The following is a 13,001-nucleotide window of genomic DNA, read 5'->3' as shown; positions in this document are numbered from 1 at the left end:
GTGGCGATTTGACACGAGCCGTAGCGAAGAACTTATATAGAATCGCAAACAACGCATGGGTGACTTATGTCTCAGCGCATGCAGCAGGGACAGCCGATGATCATTCTCGGCGAAGACTCCCAGCGCACACAGGGGAAAGACGCACAGTCGATGAACATCACGGCCGGCAAGGCCGTCGCGGAGTCCGTACGGACGACGCTCGGCCCGAAGGGGATGGACAAGATGCTCGTCGACTCCTCGGGCGGCGTCGTCGTCACGAACGACGGGGTGACCATCCTCAAGGAGATGGACATCGACCACCCCGCGGCGAACATGATCGTCGAAGTGAGCGAGACGCAGGAGGACGAGGTCGGCGACGGCACGACGACCGCCGTCGTCATCGCGGGTGAACTCCTCGACCAGGCCGAGGAGCTCATCGAGCAGGACGTCCACGCCACCACCATCGCGCAGGGCTTCCGACAGGCCGCCGAGAAGGCCAAGGAAGTGCTCGAGGACAACGCGATCGACGTCTCCGCCGACGACCGCGAGACCCTCGTCAAGATCGCCTCGACGGCGATGACGGGCAAGGGCGCGGAGAGCGCGAAGGACCGACTCGCCGAACTCGTCGTCGACGCCGTGCTCGCCGTGGCCGACGACGACGGGATCGACACGGACAACGTCAGCGTCGAGAAGGTCGTCGGTGGCTCCATCGACAACTCCGAGCTCATCGAGGGCGTCGTCGTCGACAAGGAGCGCGTCGACGAGAACATGCCCTACATGGTCGAGGACGCCACCGTCGCGACCATCGACGGCGCGCTCGAGGTGCGCGAGACGGAGATCGACGCCGAGGTCAACGTCACCGACCCCGACCAGCTCCAGGAGTTCCTCGACCGCGAGGAGCAGGAGCTGAAGGAACTGGTCGACACGCTCGTCGACCACGGCGTCGACGCGGTGTTCGTCGGTGACGGCATCGACGACATGGCCCAGCACTACCTCGCGAAGGCCGGCATCATCGCCGCCCGCCGCGTGAAGGACTCGGATCTCAAGCGCATCGCCCGCTCCACCGGCGGCAAGGTCGTCGGCAGCGTCGACGACATCGACGAGGGCGACCTCGGCTTCGCCGGCTCCATCGCCCAGAAGGACATCGGCGGCGACGAGCGCCTCTTCATCGAGGACGTCGAGGACGCCAAGTCCGTGACGCTCGTGCTCCGCGGCGGCACCGAGCACGTCGTCGACGAGGTCGAGCGCGCCGTCGAGGACGCCCTCGGCGTCGTCCGCACCACGCTGGAGGACGGGAAGGTCCTCCCCGGCGGCGGTGCCCCCGAGACGGAACTCTCGCTGCAGCTCCGCGACTTCGCCGGCTCCGTCGGCGGTCGTGAGCAGCTCGCCATCGAGGCGTTCGCCGACGCGCTGGACATCGTCCCGCGCACGCTCGCCGAGAACGCCGGGCTCGACCCCATCGACTCGCTGGTCGACCTGCGCCAGAAACACGACAGCGGCCAGTTCGCGGCGGGTCTCGACGCCTACTCCGGCGACATCATCGACATGGAGGAAGAGGGCGTCGTCGAGCCGCTCCGCGTCAAGACGCAGGCCATCGAGTCGGCCACCGAGGCCGCCGTCATGATCCTCCGCATCGACGACGTCATCGCCGCGGGCGACCTCAAGGGTGGCTCCAGCGACGACGACGACGACGACATGGACATGCCCGCCGGCGGCGGTATGGGCGGCGGCATGGGCGGCATGGGCGGCATGGGCGGTATGGGCGGCGCGATGTGAGCGCCGGTTTAGGAACTCACACCCGCCCATCCCCCTGACCTGCTGCACGAATCGCCGCTCGGCCGACACCGACACTTCTCCGTTCTTTTGAGGTCGTGAGCGACGGCGTTTCTGATAGCCTGCTCCGTGCTCGGAAACTTCGACGTGGAAGATATCTCTGAGTGGTCAAAGACTAAATATTACGCACTCTTTCTAATTGTATGTCCGAAGATGAGTCGAAAGTGGTGTACCTGGAGATAGATAATCAAAAAACATCTCATGAAGCATACAACCAGTTTCGAGAAGATATCGCGAATGAATTTGCCGGTGAATTAAAGATAAGAGATAATCAGGAACGTACACTCTGTGAGGTTGACCCTCAGATTGCCGGTAGCGTTGCAAGCCAAGTGATAATTTCAACGCGAGATATTGGGGTTGGAGTTGTATCCTCGTACATCTATAGCAAGTTGACCGAAAGCGAAGACCAAGACACAGGGGTAGTGAATGGAGATGTATACATTGATTGCCAGGTGGAATTGAGTATGGAAGACGCGTCTCACCGCTACGATTCGAAGGCTAAGTAGCAAAGATAGGCTTTGAATCACGGTCGCTCATCCCCCGCTCTCTGATTCAAATTCTCTGTCTGCTCGCTCTGCTCGTCACGTGTGTTCCTCGCAGAAGCGAGAGCACGATTGGATTCGAACCACGGTCGTTCCGCTCACTCCGTTCGTTTCACTCTCTGATTCAAATCCCGGTGTCGCTACTGCTCACTTCGTTCGCAGATAGCGAGCACGATGGGATTCGAACCACGGTCGTTCCCGTTCGCTCGCGTTGCTCGCTCACCTCCCACTCCCTGATTCAAACCCCACGTCTGCTCGCTCTACTCGTCGCGTCCGTTCCTCGCAGAAGCGAGCACGATGGGATTTGAACCCACGACCATCGGATTAGAAGTCCGACGCTCTATCCTGGCTGAGCTACGTGCCCTCACTCACGGGAAGACGACGACGGCACAAAAGCGGTACTGATTCGTGTCGGGCGGTGGCGCGCGCTGGCGCGACCTCGTGTCGCGCCTCGACCGTGCGAGGGATGAGTGAGCGAGCGGAGCGAGCGAACGAATCGGCTGGGGAGGGCGTGGCATAACTGCCCTAGCAGCTCGGAGTCGTCTCCGATCTGTTCGATCTCACACGCACGGTACGTTCTCGCACCGATCGTCGCGACCGACGACACCCTCTCGTATCACCCGTCGAACCGGTACAGCGACGTCACGTACGGCAGGCGGTTGAACATCCACACGGCGATCGGGAGGCCGACGATGGTCACGGCGAGAAACGCCGCCACGTTCGCCCAGAGCCACGAGAGCCACCAGCCGACGAACACGAAGTACACCGCCCGGACGACGAGTGAGCGCTGGCCACTCCCCGCCGAATCGGGGTCGACGAGCGACCGCGGCTCTCGGAGCGTGAGCACCGTCGGGACGAGGTTGATGAGCTTGATCCCGAGCGGGAGCAAGACGATGGTGGCGTTGAGGAGCCACGCGAGGTTGACGACGAGCGGCGTCGCCCACCAGCCGACGACGACGAACCACAGCGCACGGACGAGGAGGGATCGTTGTGCCATGGGGGAAAGAGACCACCGACGGCAAAGAGAGCGTCGCCGGACGGACCGCGCGGACGGACCGCGCGAACGGAACACCTATCCGGCCGACTCGAATACGGTCGTGTATGAGCAGTGGTCGGTCGTCGGGGCGCGCGGTCGGTCCTGAGCGACCAGATCTCGCGCGGGTGGTGCCGAATCGGCCTACCGACGAGGACGTTCGAACAGATGAGTGACGAGACGGAGACGGACGACGGCGACAGGCGCGTGGTCGGTACCGTCGGCCTGCCCGGGAGCGGAAAAGGGGAGGCTGCGGCGGTCGCCGAGCGAGCGGACATCCCCGTGGTGACGATGGGCGACGTCGTCCGGAAGGAGACCGAAGAGCGCGGTCTGCCGCCGGAGGAACACGGGACCGTCGCGCGGGCGCTCCGCGCGGAGGACGGTCCCGAGGCGATCGCGCGGCGGTCGATCCCGATGATCGAGCGCCACCTCGAGACCAGCGACACCGTCGTCGTCGACGGTCTCCGGTCGGGCGTCGAGCTCGACTGCTTCGAGGAGGCCTTCGGCGACGACTTCACCCTGGTGAGTATCGAGGCCCCGTTCGAGACGCGCGCCACGCGGCTGGCCGAGCGCGGCCGGGACCTGACCGACGAGGACCGCGAGGCGCTCCTGGCGCGCGAACAGCGCGAACTCGACTTCGGGATGGACGAGGCGATGGCGCGCGCGGACGTCGTGATCGAGAACACGACGTCACTGGCGGCGTACCGCGAGCGGATCCGGACGGTGCTCGACGTCGAGTCGGAGTCGGCCGAAGGGGACGCGACCGAGACCGAGGCCGGAGCCGAGGTGAGCGACCGATGACGGCGGTGTACAGCGTCGACGTCCGCATCGTCGCCCCCGTCCGCGACACCGAGGTCGCCGACCGGGTGGGTGACGCAGTGGGGAACCTGTTCCCGAACGCCGACGTCTCACGCGAAGCCGGACGGATCGTCGCGGAGACGCACTCGATGGACCGCTTTTCCGAACGACTCCACGAACAGGAGATTCTCGACTCGGCTCGTCGGGAGTTCTTCCGTCGCGCCGACGACGACGGCTTCTCCTTCGCACTGAAGAAACAGGCCGCGTTCAAGAGCGTGGTCAACTTCTCCGTGGGGAACCCCGACGAACTCGGCGACATCGAGGTCCACGTCCGCGTCCGAGAGCCGTCGGTCGAAGCGTTCATCGACTCGATCGCCCCGGAGACACGCGACGGCAGACCGATTCGGGACGACGAGTAGCCGGCGGTCGAGGAAAGCGCGGGCGAATCCCGTGCGCTCCGGCCACACGGCAACGTCGGCGTGCGACGACATCCTGCTAACCGACCGGGGAACGGCGTGCTGAGTGGGTTGCTAGCCACAACAGAGCCGTCCGTGAGCGCAGCGGTCGCGCGTGACGTGCCGGCGGCAGTACTGTTTTCGCCTCCGAGCGATCGGTCGTGCGAAACAGAGGTGATAGAACGAGAGAAACCGGAGACCGAGAGCCGCGAACCGATGCGGGCCTCAGTCGGTACCGTACTCGACCTACGAGCCAGTGGTCTCGCTCTTCACTTCGAAGACCGAAGTCGTGCCGCTGATCTCGTGGCCGACGAAGACCAGCGGGTTGTCGATCGGGCTCTCCTCGGCGGTCGCGAAGTCCAGCCCCTCCGGGCCGAGGTCGCCGGCGGCGCCGGGGTCGGCAGAACCGTTCGCGATCTCGCCCTGGATGTCGAAGTCGAAGTCCCGGTTGTTGACGTAGTCGACGAACTCGGCGCTCTCGGGGTCGGTGATGTCGTAGACCATCACCCCGCCGACGCGTTCGAGCCCGATGAACGCGTAGTGGCGATCGCCGACCTGCCCGAGCGCGAGGCCCTCGGGCTCGGGCCCCTTGTTGTCGCTGCGGCTGTCGCCCGTGTTCTCCGTGTTGTCGTTGTTGAAGTCGTCGCCGAACCGCTCGGCGGTGATTTCCTCGAAGTCGCTCCCGCTGTCGAACACCCGCTTGCCCTGCGTCGTGAAGATGCTGAACGAGCGGCCGCCGAAGACGTAGATCTCCTCGTAGAGGCCGTCGCCGTCGGTGTCGCCGAGCGTCGTCGTCGCGTTCTTCGCACCGAGGTTCTCAGGTTTCTGGAGTTCCTCGACGTTGTCCTCGCCCCCGAACGCGTCGGGATCGAGCCTGAGGTCGCCGATTTCGACTTCCTCGCTGTAGGAGTCGTAGTCGCGGCTGTCACCCTCGTTGGCCGTCACGATGTAGGTCCGCCCGTTGGGGCTGTACGCGCCGATCGCGTCGGGCTGGAGGATGCCATAAATCGGCCAGTTCTGGATGTTGACCCCGCCATCCTCGTTACTGGCGTCGAGTTCGTTCCCATCTAGGCTGTGGTCCTTGAAGCCGAGCGGCAGGAGCTTCCGGACTCGCGCGTTCTTGATGTCGATCTCGGCGATGGCGTTGTTCTCCTGTAGCGAGACCCACGCCGTCCGCGAGTCGTCGCTGATCGTCACGTACTCCGGCTCGAAGTCCTGCGAAGCGCTCGCGTTCGGGCCGAAGATGCGGATCCCCTGCCGGCGGAGCTGGTCCTCGCGACCGTTGAAGCGGGTGAAGTCCGCGGTGTCGACCGTAGCTTCGTCGACACCGTCGGAGATGTCGACGATGCTGACCGAGCCCTGCGGGTCGTACGCGTAGTCCTCTGTGGGCTCGGCCTCGTTCGCGACGAGCACTTTGGTCCCGTCGGGTGTGAAGGTGACCTTGTCCGGGAGTGGGCCGACCGGTGCCGTGCCCAGCGATTCGAGCGTCTCGGGGTCGTAGAAACCGACCTGTCCGGGGTCCTGTGCGGTGTTCGCTTCGAGCGCGACGGCGACGAGGTCCTCGGACGTCGCCACGCTGTTCGCGGAGCTCACGTCGGGGTTCGCACCCACGGCGTCGATCTCACCGACTTCCGTGAGATCAGCCGGCCCTGACCCATCGAAATCCTCGACGTCCGTGACGTCGAGCACGTCGACGCCACCGAGGTTCGCGTTGATGACGAACAGCTTCTGGGTCGGGGCGTGATAAGAGATGATCTCGGCCCCGCCCTCGTCGAATCCCTCATTCGACTCGTACCGACCGATCCGTTCCAGCGCGATACTCGTGCTCTCACCGGGGCCGCCGGACTGACCCGGATCGGCGCTCGTGACCGCAGTGCCCGCGAGCAGTCCGAGGACGGTTCCTCCCGTGAGACCGAGGACGGTTCGGCGTCTGAGGTCCGAGTTCGGTTTTGTGGGTTCCACAATCGGGCCGATGGAGGGACAGGTCTTAATCGTGTGTAATGTCGAACACATCAGTTATATAATAGTATTGCGGGATACCGGTGTCTACGTGTGTCCCGTTTGCTACACAGAGCTGCGTAGCACGCAGGGGTTCGACAGAGAACCACCCCCGTCGAAATCGCTCGATACGAACCGCTCTCGATCGGTAGTCGATCCGTGTTAGTGGCGGTAGCAAGGCGATTGTCGTCTCCGAAAACGGCGCTCGAACCTCGGAGACGAGAGCTGTCGCTACTTAAATAGGTCCGTGTGTCGGTTCGCCAGGTCCGAGTAGTCTCCCGAAGAGTAGGCCTCGAACGCCTCCTCGACGTCGAACGTCGTCTCCGACAGCGGCGTCACCTTCGCGGGTGCGCCGCGGGCGAACGACTCGGCGGGGATGTCGAGTCCCTCGGGGACGACGGTCCCGACGGCGACGATGCTCCCGTGGCCGATGTGCGTGTCGGACACCGTGGAGTTGAACCCCACCATCGAGCCGTCTCCCACCGTGGTCTCGTTCAGCACGGCGCCGTGACCGACCATCACGCGCTCGCCGAGTCGGGCCGCGTGCAACACGGCGTTGTCTCCGACGTGCGACTCGCCGCCGACGATCACCGGGTCGATGTCTCCCCGCAGGACGACGCCGGGCCAGACGCTCGCGTCTGGTCCCACCCGGACGTCACCGACGAGCGTCGCGTCTCGGGCGACGTTCGCCGAGTCGGCGATCGTCGGCGTCGTCTCCTCGAACTCGTAGCGTCGACTGTCTGTCATGGGTTGGTGTGTGCGGGCGGGGGTTGAGTATCTTACTCCGGCCAGCCGATCGTGTCGGGTTGGTCGGCCACTCTCCGCGGGACGCTCATGCCGGCTTTTATCAACCCGGACACGGAGCGGATGGTATGAGCAGTCCGTTCGACGTCACGATCCGCGTGGGCGAGGTGGTCTCGGCCGAACCGTTCCCCGAGGCGCGCAAGCCCGAACTGTTCAAACTCGCGGTCGACCTCGGCGATCGCGTGGTGCAGTCGGCCGCCCAGCTGGGCTACCACCACACGACCGAGGAACTGGTCGGTCGGCAGGTGCTCTGTGCGGTCGACCTCGGCACGGTGAACGTCGCCGGGTTCGAGAGCGAGGCGCTCACGGTTGGCGTGCCGGGCGAAGACGGCAACCCCGTCCTCGTGACGCCCGACGAGGACGTCCCGCTGGGTGGCGAGCTGTACTGACCCGCGCGGCTCAGTCGGTCGCTCCTTCCAGCGCTGCGATCACCACGCCGTCCCTCGTGACGCCCCCGACGAACAGCCTGCCGTCGACGACCGCCGGACCGTCGGAGAGCCGTCCATCGAACCCGGTCAGCCGCCAGACGACCTCGCCGCTCGTCGGATCGAACGCGCCGATCGTCGTCGGCTCCTCTTCCGACTCGACGGGGGCGTACAGGTGGTCGAGCCCGGCGGCGACCGTCGCGCCGGTGAACGCGTCGCTCCGCCAGCACTCCTCGCCCGTGTCGGCCCTGATCGCCGTCAGTGTCCGCTCGCCGTACCCCGGCGCGGCGGGGACGAAGAGGTGGCCCCCGGTTACCGCCGGCGTCCACACCTCGCCGCCGAGTTCGCGTCGCCAGTGCTCGTCGCCCGATCCGGCGTCGAGCGCGGAGAGGGTGCCGTCGTTCGAACCGACGAACGCTCGACCGCCGACCACGACCGGTGCCGACCGGATCCGGGCGCCCGTCTTGAACCGCCACCCTGGTTCGCCTGTCGCCGCGTCGAGCGCGTACAGGTACGTGTCGGCGTTCGGTACGTACACCGTCCCGTCGACGACCGCAGGCGGTGGGTCGCTCGCGAGGCCCGTCCGGTGCGTCCACAGCTGGTCGCCCGATTCGGCGTCGAGTGCGACGACCCCGAGGTCGGTCCCGAGAACGACGATGTCGCCGTCGCTCCCGAGAACGCCGTCGAACGACACCGGCCCGTCGGGGTGAGGGGCCGTCCAGATCGGCTCGCCGGTCGCCGGATCGAGCGCGTGGAGGCCGTCGTCTGACGCGAGGAGCGCTCGCCCGTCGACGAGCGCCGCCCACGCCCGGGTGTTCTCCATCGTCCGTCGCCAGCGCTCGTCGCCCGTCGTCGCGTCGAACGCGACGGCGACGTCGTCGGCGTTGGTCGTCACCACCGTCCCGTCCGTGACCGCCGGGAGCACCGTCGCGGCGAACCCGCCGAGCGTGGCCGACCACGCGACAGACAACGGCGGTGCAGGTAGGTCGGCGTCCAGGACCGCGCCCGTGTTTCGGGGATCGCCCCGGTGGGTCGGCCACCCGCTCGTGCCCCGTTCTCGGGAACGGTCGAGGTCGCACCGAGGTGTGTCGTCGGAGGACCCGTTCCCGAGCACCCCCGAACAACCGGCGAGGGTCGACAGCCCGACCGTCGCGCCCGCTCCTGCGAGGAACGTCCGGCGAGTCGAGTTCATTGTTCACCCTCCGTGGTGAACCGGACGAGGAGACCGAACTGCGTCACGACGGACAGCGCCGCGGCGGTGAGCGCGGGTCCCTCTCGGGTGGGGACGCCGTCGAGCCCGCTCGCGAAGTACGGCGACTCCGGGTCGTTGCCGAGGTCTCCCCACCGCTTCGCCCCTGTCTCCGCGTCGAGCGCGCCCGCACCGGCGTACACCGTGTCGCCTGCGACCACCGGGGAAGCCTCCATCGGGATGCGCCCGCCACCGAGCGACCGGCCGGTCGACTCGTTGACGAAACGCCACTTCTCGGTCCCCGTGGCCGCGTCGAGCGCGTGGACGTTCTTCGCGCAGACGAACAGCCGGTCGTCGCCGACGGCGGGCGTACTGACGGTCGGCACCGCCCCGAACGCGTAGCGCCACTCTTCGGTTCCCGTGGCCGCGTCCAGCGCGCGGAGCGTCCGTCCGGTCGGGACGTACACAGTCCCGCCGTCGACCGCCGGTGCCCGGGCATCCAGCCCGTCCGCCTCGAACGTGGTCGCCCAGACGACGTCGCCGTCGTCGCGCGACGCCGCGATGATCGCTCCCGTCCCCCGGTCGCGGACGAACAGCTGGTAGACGTGGTCGGCGTCGACGGCGGGCTTGAACCGCGCCGACGGCCGACGGCCGAGGCCGATACCGCCGACGAGGGGACCCCGGTGGATCGACCAGCACGGGCGGCCGTCGCTCCCGAGCGCACGGAGGTGACCGTCGGCGTTCCCGAGGAAGAGCTGCCCGCCCGCGACCGTGGGGGTGCCGGCGGGCGCGTCGAACGATCGGCTCCAGCGACGCGTGCCATCGGCGGTGTCGACCACGACGACCGATCCGTCGCTCGTCGGGACGACGAGGCGGTCGTCCCAGCGCACGGGCGACCCCGTCGCACCGAACGCGAGCCGGGTCGTCCACGCCGGGCGGTCCGTCGCCGGGTCGACGGCGAACAGGAAGCCGCCACGCGGATCGTCGTCGGAGACGGGGAGCGAGCGCGGTCCGGTCGCGACGAAGAGGCGCTCACCGTCGGCGACGGGGCTGGTGAATCGGCTCCGCTGGAGCAGTCGCCCGACGTCCCACCCCTCGCCGTCTCCGTCACTCCCTTCGTCGTCTCCGTCGTCCCTCGCGCGTTCGGCCTCCTCGGTGAACTCCCAGAGACGCCACTCGCGTGCCACCGGAGGCTCCGAACCGTCCGGTCCGTGCGTCGGGGGGGCACGACCGGCGTTCGTCGGCGTCCGATGGGGAGCCGGCCAGCCAGCGTCCGTCTCCGTGGTCGACTCCGACGCGTCCGCGGGTGCCGTGTCACCGTCCGGGGACGCACAGGGTGTGGTCGTGGCACAGCCCGCGGTGAGCGCTGTGCCGAGGGCTGCGAGGAGGGCGCGGCGTCGCATGGATCGTCACGTTCCGGTCAGGGCGGCAAAAGTCTTCTCTGCCACCGACCGCGACCGATTCGGGCTCGTCGCTGACGGCCCAAGCGAGTTCACACGTGGTCGTCGTCGCGACTCCCTCGACCCGACCCTGACGGTCACGATCCCGTCGACGCGGACGACGGAAGACGCCTGTATCGGCTGACGTACTCGGTCTGCTGGTGCGTCCAGCGCCACGGCGAACGGGACCCGCCCGACGAACGGGTCGTGCGCCTACAGCGGCAGCGGTGCGTACAGGACGACCGTCACGGCCAGCCCGATGAAGACGATCTTGAACGCCGTGTTCACCAGGACGACCTTCGAGCCGAACTCTGCCCCCCAGATGCCGTACTGGAAGGGGATCGACCGCTTGAACGTCGAGACGGCAAAGGAGACGATCCCGCCGAGGAGCATCGTCGCCACGGCCTGCCGCGGGGTGAACTCGACGCCGACCAGAGGAGCGATGGTCGCCGCTCCCGCCGTGGTGTCCAGCGCGAAGACGGCGATCACGGGGATGGCGGCCCCCGGCAGGCCGACGACGGTCGCCAGTGGATCCGCTGCGCGCGTGATGGCCGTGAGATCGTACGTCCGGGTGAGGACGACGACGAGCGTGTACACCACTGCGAGCCGCGGAACGATGCGCCGGAGTTTGGGGAGGGTTCGGTCCCACGCGTGGACGACGACCTCCCGGGGAGTGTCCGGATCGTCGTCGCCGTGGTGCCGACGGCCGCCCCCGTCCGCCGCGACGGTCGCCGAGCGGTCGACGTTCTCCGCCGAGAGCAGGAGCGCTCCGGCGGCGACACCCGCGAGCGTGATCCCCAGCGCGACGAGCGCCCGGGAGCCGACGTACAGGACGCCGACCTCCATGCCCAAGATCGGGATGAGCACGGGGGCGTAGAACGTGAAGATGTGCTGGACGAAGCCGAAGAACGTGTTGATGGTGACGGCGACGAGCGTCGCGCGGTCGTCGAGCATCCCGGACTCGCGGAACTCCGCGAGCATCCCGTAGCCCGCGGTTGTAGAGGCGGCGGTCGTGAGGATCGCGGTCCCGACCTCGTCGGGGAGGTTCGCGGGCCGCGTCAGGTACCGCGAGAGGCCGGCGATGCGCTCGACGACGCCGAACCCCACCGCGAGGTTCGCGAGGAACACCCCGAGCGCGATGAGGACGGCGATGCGCGCGACGCGAGGGAGCACCTCGGCCAGCACCGGGACGAGCGCGTTCGACTGTGACTGGAGCGCGACGACCACGGGGGTCACAGTCGCCGATCGGAAGCGAGTAGTCAAATGCGCGTCGGTTGGCAGAGCGTGGGTGGGGCGAGTGCCGGTCCAGAGCCTGGTTCGTGTGACCGCCCCCAGACCACGACGATCTCACAATGGTACTAGGGATTAGCAGAGCGCTTCGTGATCTCCACCGTAACGGAACTCTGATCTGCTGAGATCGGCGTGACCGACTCAGAGGCTACATTCACCAATCCTTCTCAGTCAACCGTCCTCCCGTCGGAACGTTTCGAGACCGTCACCCAACCGGTCGATTCGACTCTGATCTCGTAATCGTCGTATCGGAACTCCACGACCGATACCGAGTCGTCCTGAGATGTCTTGGAACGGCCAAACAAGGTTCTCTCGACTGCCTCGACGTCCACCACGTCATAGAGGGGTGGTGAGCGCACCTCGGTGAGTGATACACCCTCGGCATCGGCGATCGCCCCGATGATGACCGTGGTTAGGTCCCGCGACTCCGTCGGGTCGTAATTGGCCTGGGTCTCGAAGGTGTAGAGTTCGTCCGCCAGTCCCGAATCGTTACTCCGTCTCTCGTTCTCTACAGGGGAGTTCGAGTCTGTGTTCTCTGCCATTGAGTTCACTCCTCTTTGTAATCGCGACGAGCGTGCGATTCTTGATCGGCATCCACGCTCGCGCCGAGTCCCTCCAATGCGGCGAGCACTTGCGTGGCGTTCTCCGCGGTGACGATTGTGGTGCTTTTCTCGTCCATATATTCGATAATTCTGTGCTCGATGAGCTTTGGGACGTGAAGGTGATACAACGACACGAGCATCTCGTCGCGGTCGATATCGGTGACGGCCTCCTCGGTAATATCCTGTTCCCAGGCGACGAGTTTCGTGGACAACTCTCGGAGTGTCCACTTCGTATCGGAAAGAAGTGAATAGATCAGATACCGACGTCTCGGGTGTGACAAGGACTCGAAGAGGAAATCCATCTCTAAGAGCTCTTCGGGGGGTGGCTGGAGTCCTCGAACGTATTCGTCGACCTCACGCTGAACCTCGTCGTCATCCGTTGGCCCCTCTGGTTGGCGGCCCATACTCGGGTACTTTCATCAATATGGTAAAAATCTGTCCTGCAACGTGGAACGCAGGTGTCTATTGCAAGGAGATAGCAATCTTGCGCTGTACATCTCGCATGCGGATTCTGATAGTCTCGTGACACACTTGTGGAGAGAGTACGGACCGAATCGCTACTCCCTGTCAGTGGGTCTGGGACGAATTTGGGTCTAACCTCGGACGAACCCCGC

Annotated in this window: 13 protein-coding genes and 1 tRNA gene; 5 read left to right on the top strand and 9 right to left on the bottom strand. The window is 66.1% G+C overall.

The annotated features are described in order from the left end of the window. Positions 1–96 precede the first annotated feature (96 nt). Together thsA and FZP69_RS19050 are read left to right on the top strand one after the other, a co-directional pair. A complete protein-coding gene (gene thsA, locus FZP69_RS19055) occupies positions 97–1,755 on the top strand; it encodes a thermosome subunit alpha (RefSeq protein ID WP_152043443.1) in 1,659 nt (552 codons plus the stop codon). A 200-nt stretch (positions 1,756–1,955) separates the two neighbouring features. Further along, positions 1,956–2,318, top strand: a complete 363-nt coding sequence (locus tag FZP69_RS19050) for a hypothetical protein (protein ID WP_152042939.1) — start codon at positions 1,956–1,958, stop codon at positions 2,316–2,318. Positions 2,319–2,643: 325 nt separating this feature from the next. Here the strand turns inward: FZP69_RS19050 and FZP69_RS19045 are convergent. Both FZP69_RS19045 and FZP69_RS19040 read right to left on the bottom strand, forming a co-directional pair. Next, positions 2,644–2,718, bottom strand: a tRNA-Arg gene (locus FZP69_RS19045). Positions 2,719–2,970: 252 nt separating this feature from the next. Continuing rightward, entirely contained in the window at positions 2,971–3,351 is a 381-nt protein-coding gene (locus FZP69_RS19040; RefSeq protein ID WP_152042938.1) for a YccF domain-containing protein, read from the bottom strand. Positions 3,352–3,555: 204 nt separating this feature from the next. Here FZP69_RS19040 and FZP69_RS19035 point away from each other — a divergent pair, with 204 nt between their 5' ends. Together FZP69_RS19035 and FZP69_RS19030 are read left to right on the top strand one after the other, a co-directional pair. Then, positions 3,556–4,188, top strand: coding sequence for an AAA family ATPase (locus FZP69_RS19035; protein WP_152042937.1), 633 nt, complete (start codon positions 3,556–3,558; stop codon positions 4,186–4,188). Beyond that, on the top strand, positions 4,185–4,604 hold the full coding sequence (locus tag FZP69_RS19030) for an RNA-binding domain-containing protein (protein ID WP_152042936.1): 420 nt from the start codon (positions 4,185–4,187) through the stop codon (positions 4,602–4,604). The genes FZP69_RS19035 and FZP69_RS19030 overlap by 4 nt, the downstream gene beginning before the upstream one ends. Positions 4,605–4,886: 282 nt before the next feature. Here the strand turns inward: FZP69_RS19030 and FZP69_RS19025 are convergent, their stop codons facing one another. Both FZP69_RS19025 and FZP69_RS19020 read right to left on the bottom strand, forming a co-directional pair. Further along, positions 4,887–6,602: a choice-of-anchor I family protein gene (locus tag FZP69_RS19025; RefSeq protein WP_240137715.1), complete on the bottom strand. Its 1,716-nt coding sequence runs from the start codon at positions 6,600–6,602 to the stop codon at positions 4,887–4,889. Positions 6,603–6,869: 267 nt separating this feature from the next. After that, positions 6,870–7,385, bottom strand: a complete 516-nt coding sequence (locus FZP69_RS19020) for a gamma carbonic anhydrase family protein (protein WP_152042935.1) — start codon at positions 7,383–7,385, stop codon at positions 6,870–6,872. A 125-nt stretch (positions 7,386–7,510) separates the two neighbouring features. Here FZP69_RS19020 and FZP69_RS19015 point away from each other — a divergent pair, with 125 nt between their 5' ends. Then, positions 7,511–7,831 (top strand): tRNA-binding protein, encoded by a 321-nt coding sequence (locus FZP69_RS19015; RefSeq protein ID WP_152042934.1) that lies wholly within the window; start codon positions 7,511–7,513, stop codon positions 7,829–7,831. A gap of 10 nt (positions 7,832–7,841) precedes the next feature. On the opposite strand, the gene FZP69_RS19010 is transcribed toward FZP69_RS19015, so the two are convergent. The 5 genes from FZP69_RS19010 to FZP69_RS18990 form a co-directional block, all read right to left on the bottom strand. Continuing rightward, positions 7,842–9,059 (bottom strand): outer membrane protein assembly factor BamB family protein, encoded by a 1,218-nt coding sequence (locus FZP69_RS19010; RefSeq protein ID WP_152042933.1) that lies wholly within the window; start codon positions 9,057–9,059, stop codon positions 7,842–7,844. Beyond that, on the bottom strand, positions 9,056–10,459 hold the full coding sequence (locus tag FZP69_RS19005; protein WP_152042932.1) for an outer membrane protein assembly factor BamB family protein: 1,404 nt from the start codon (positions 10,457–10,459) through the stop codon (positions 9,056–9,058). Before FZP69_RS19005 ends, FZP69_RS19010 begins: the two co-directional genes overlap by 4 nt. Before the next feature lie 249 nt (positions 10,460–10,708). Beyond that, positions 10,709–11,731, bottom strand: coding sequence for a nucleoside recognition protein (locus FZP69_RS19000; protein WP_240137714.1), 1,023 nt, complete (start codon positions 11,729–11,731; stop codon positions 10,709–10,711). 221 nt (positions 11,732–11,952) lie between these two features. Further along, positions 11,953–12,327: a HalOD1 output domain-containing protein gene (locus FZP69_RS18995; protein ID WP_152042931.1), complete on the bottom strand. Its 375-nt coding sequence runs from the start codon at positions 12,325–12,327 to the stop codon at positions 11,953–11,955. Between the two features lie 5 nt (positions 12,328–12,332). Continuing rightward, positions 12,333–12,791 carry a DUF7344 domain-containing protein gene (locus tag FZP69_RS18990; RefSeq protein WP_152042930.1) on the bottom strand — a complete coding sequence of 153 codons (459 nt, stop codon included), beginning with the start codon at positions 12,789–12,791 and terminating at the stop codon, positions 12,333–12,335. Positions 12,792–13,001: the final 210 nt, after the last annotated feature.

Source organism: Salinigranum salinum, assembly GCF_009176545.1.
In the GTDB taxonomy this organism is placed as follows: Archaea; Halobacteriota; Halobacteria; order Halobacteriales; family Haloferacaceae; genus Salinigranum; species Salinigranum salinum.
This window is presented reverse-complemented; position numbering and strand designations above follow the sequence as displayed.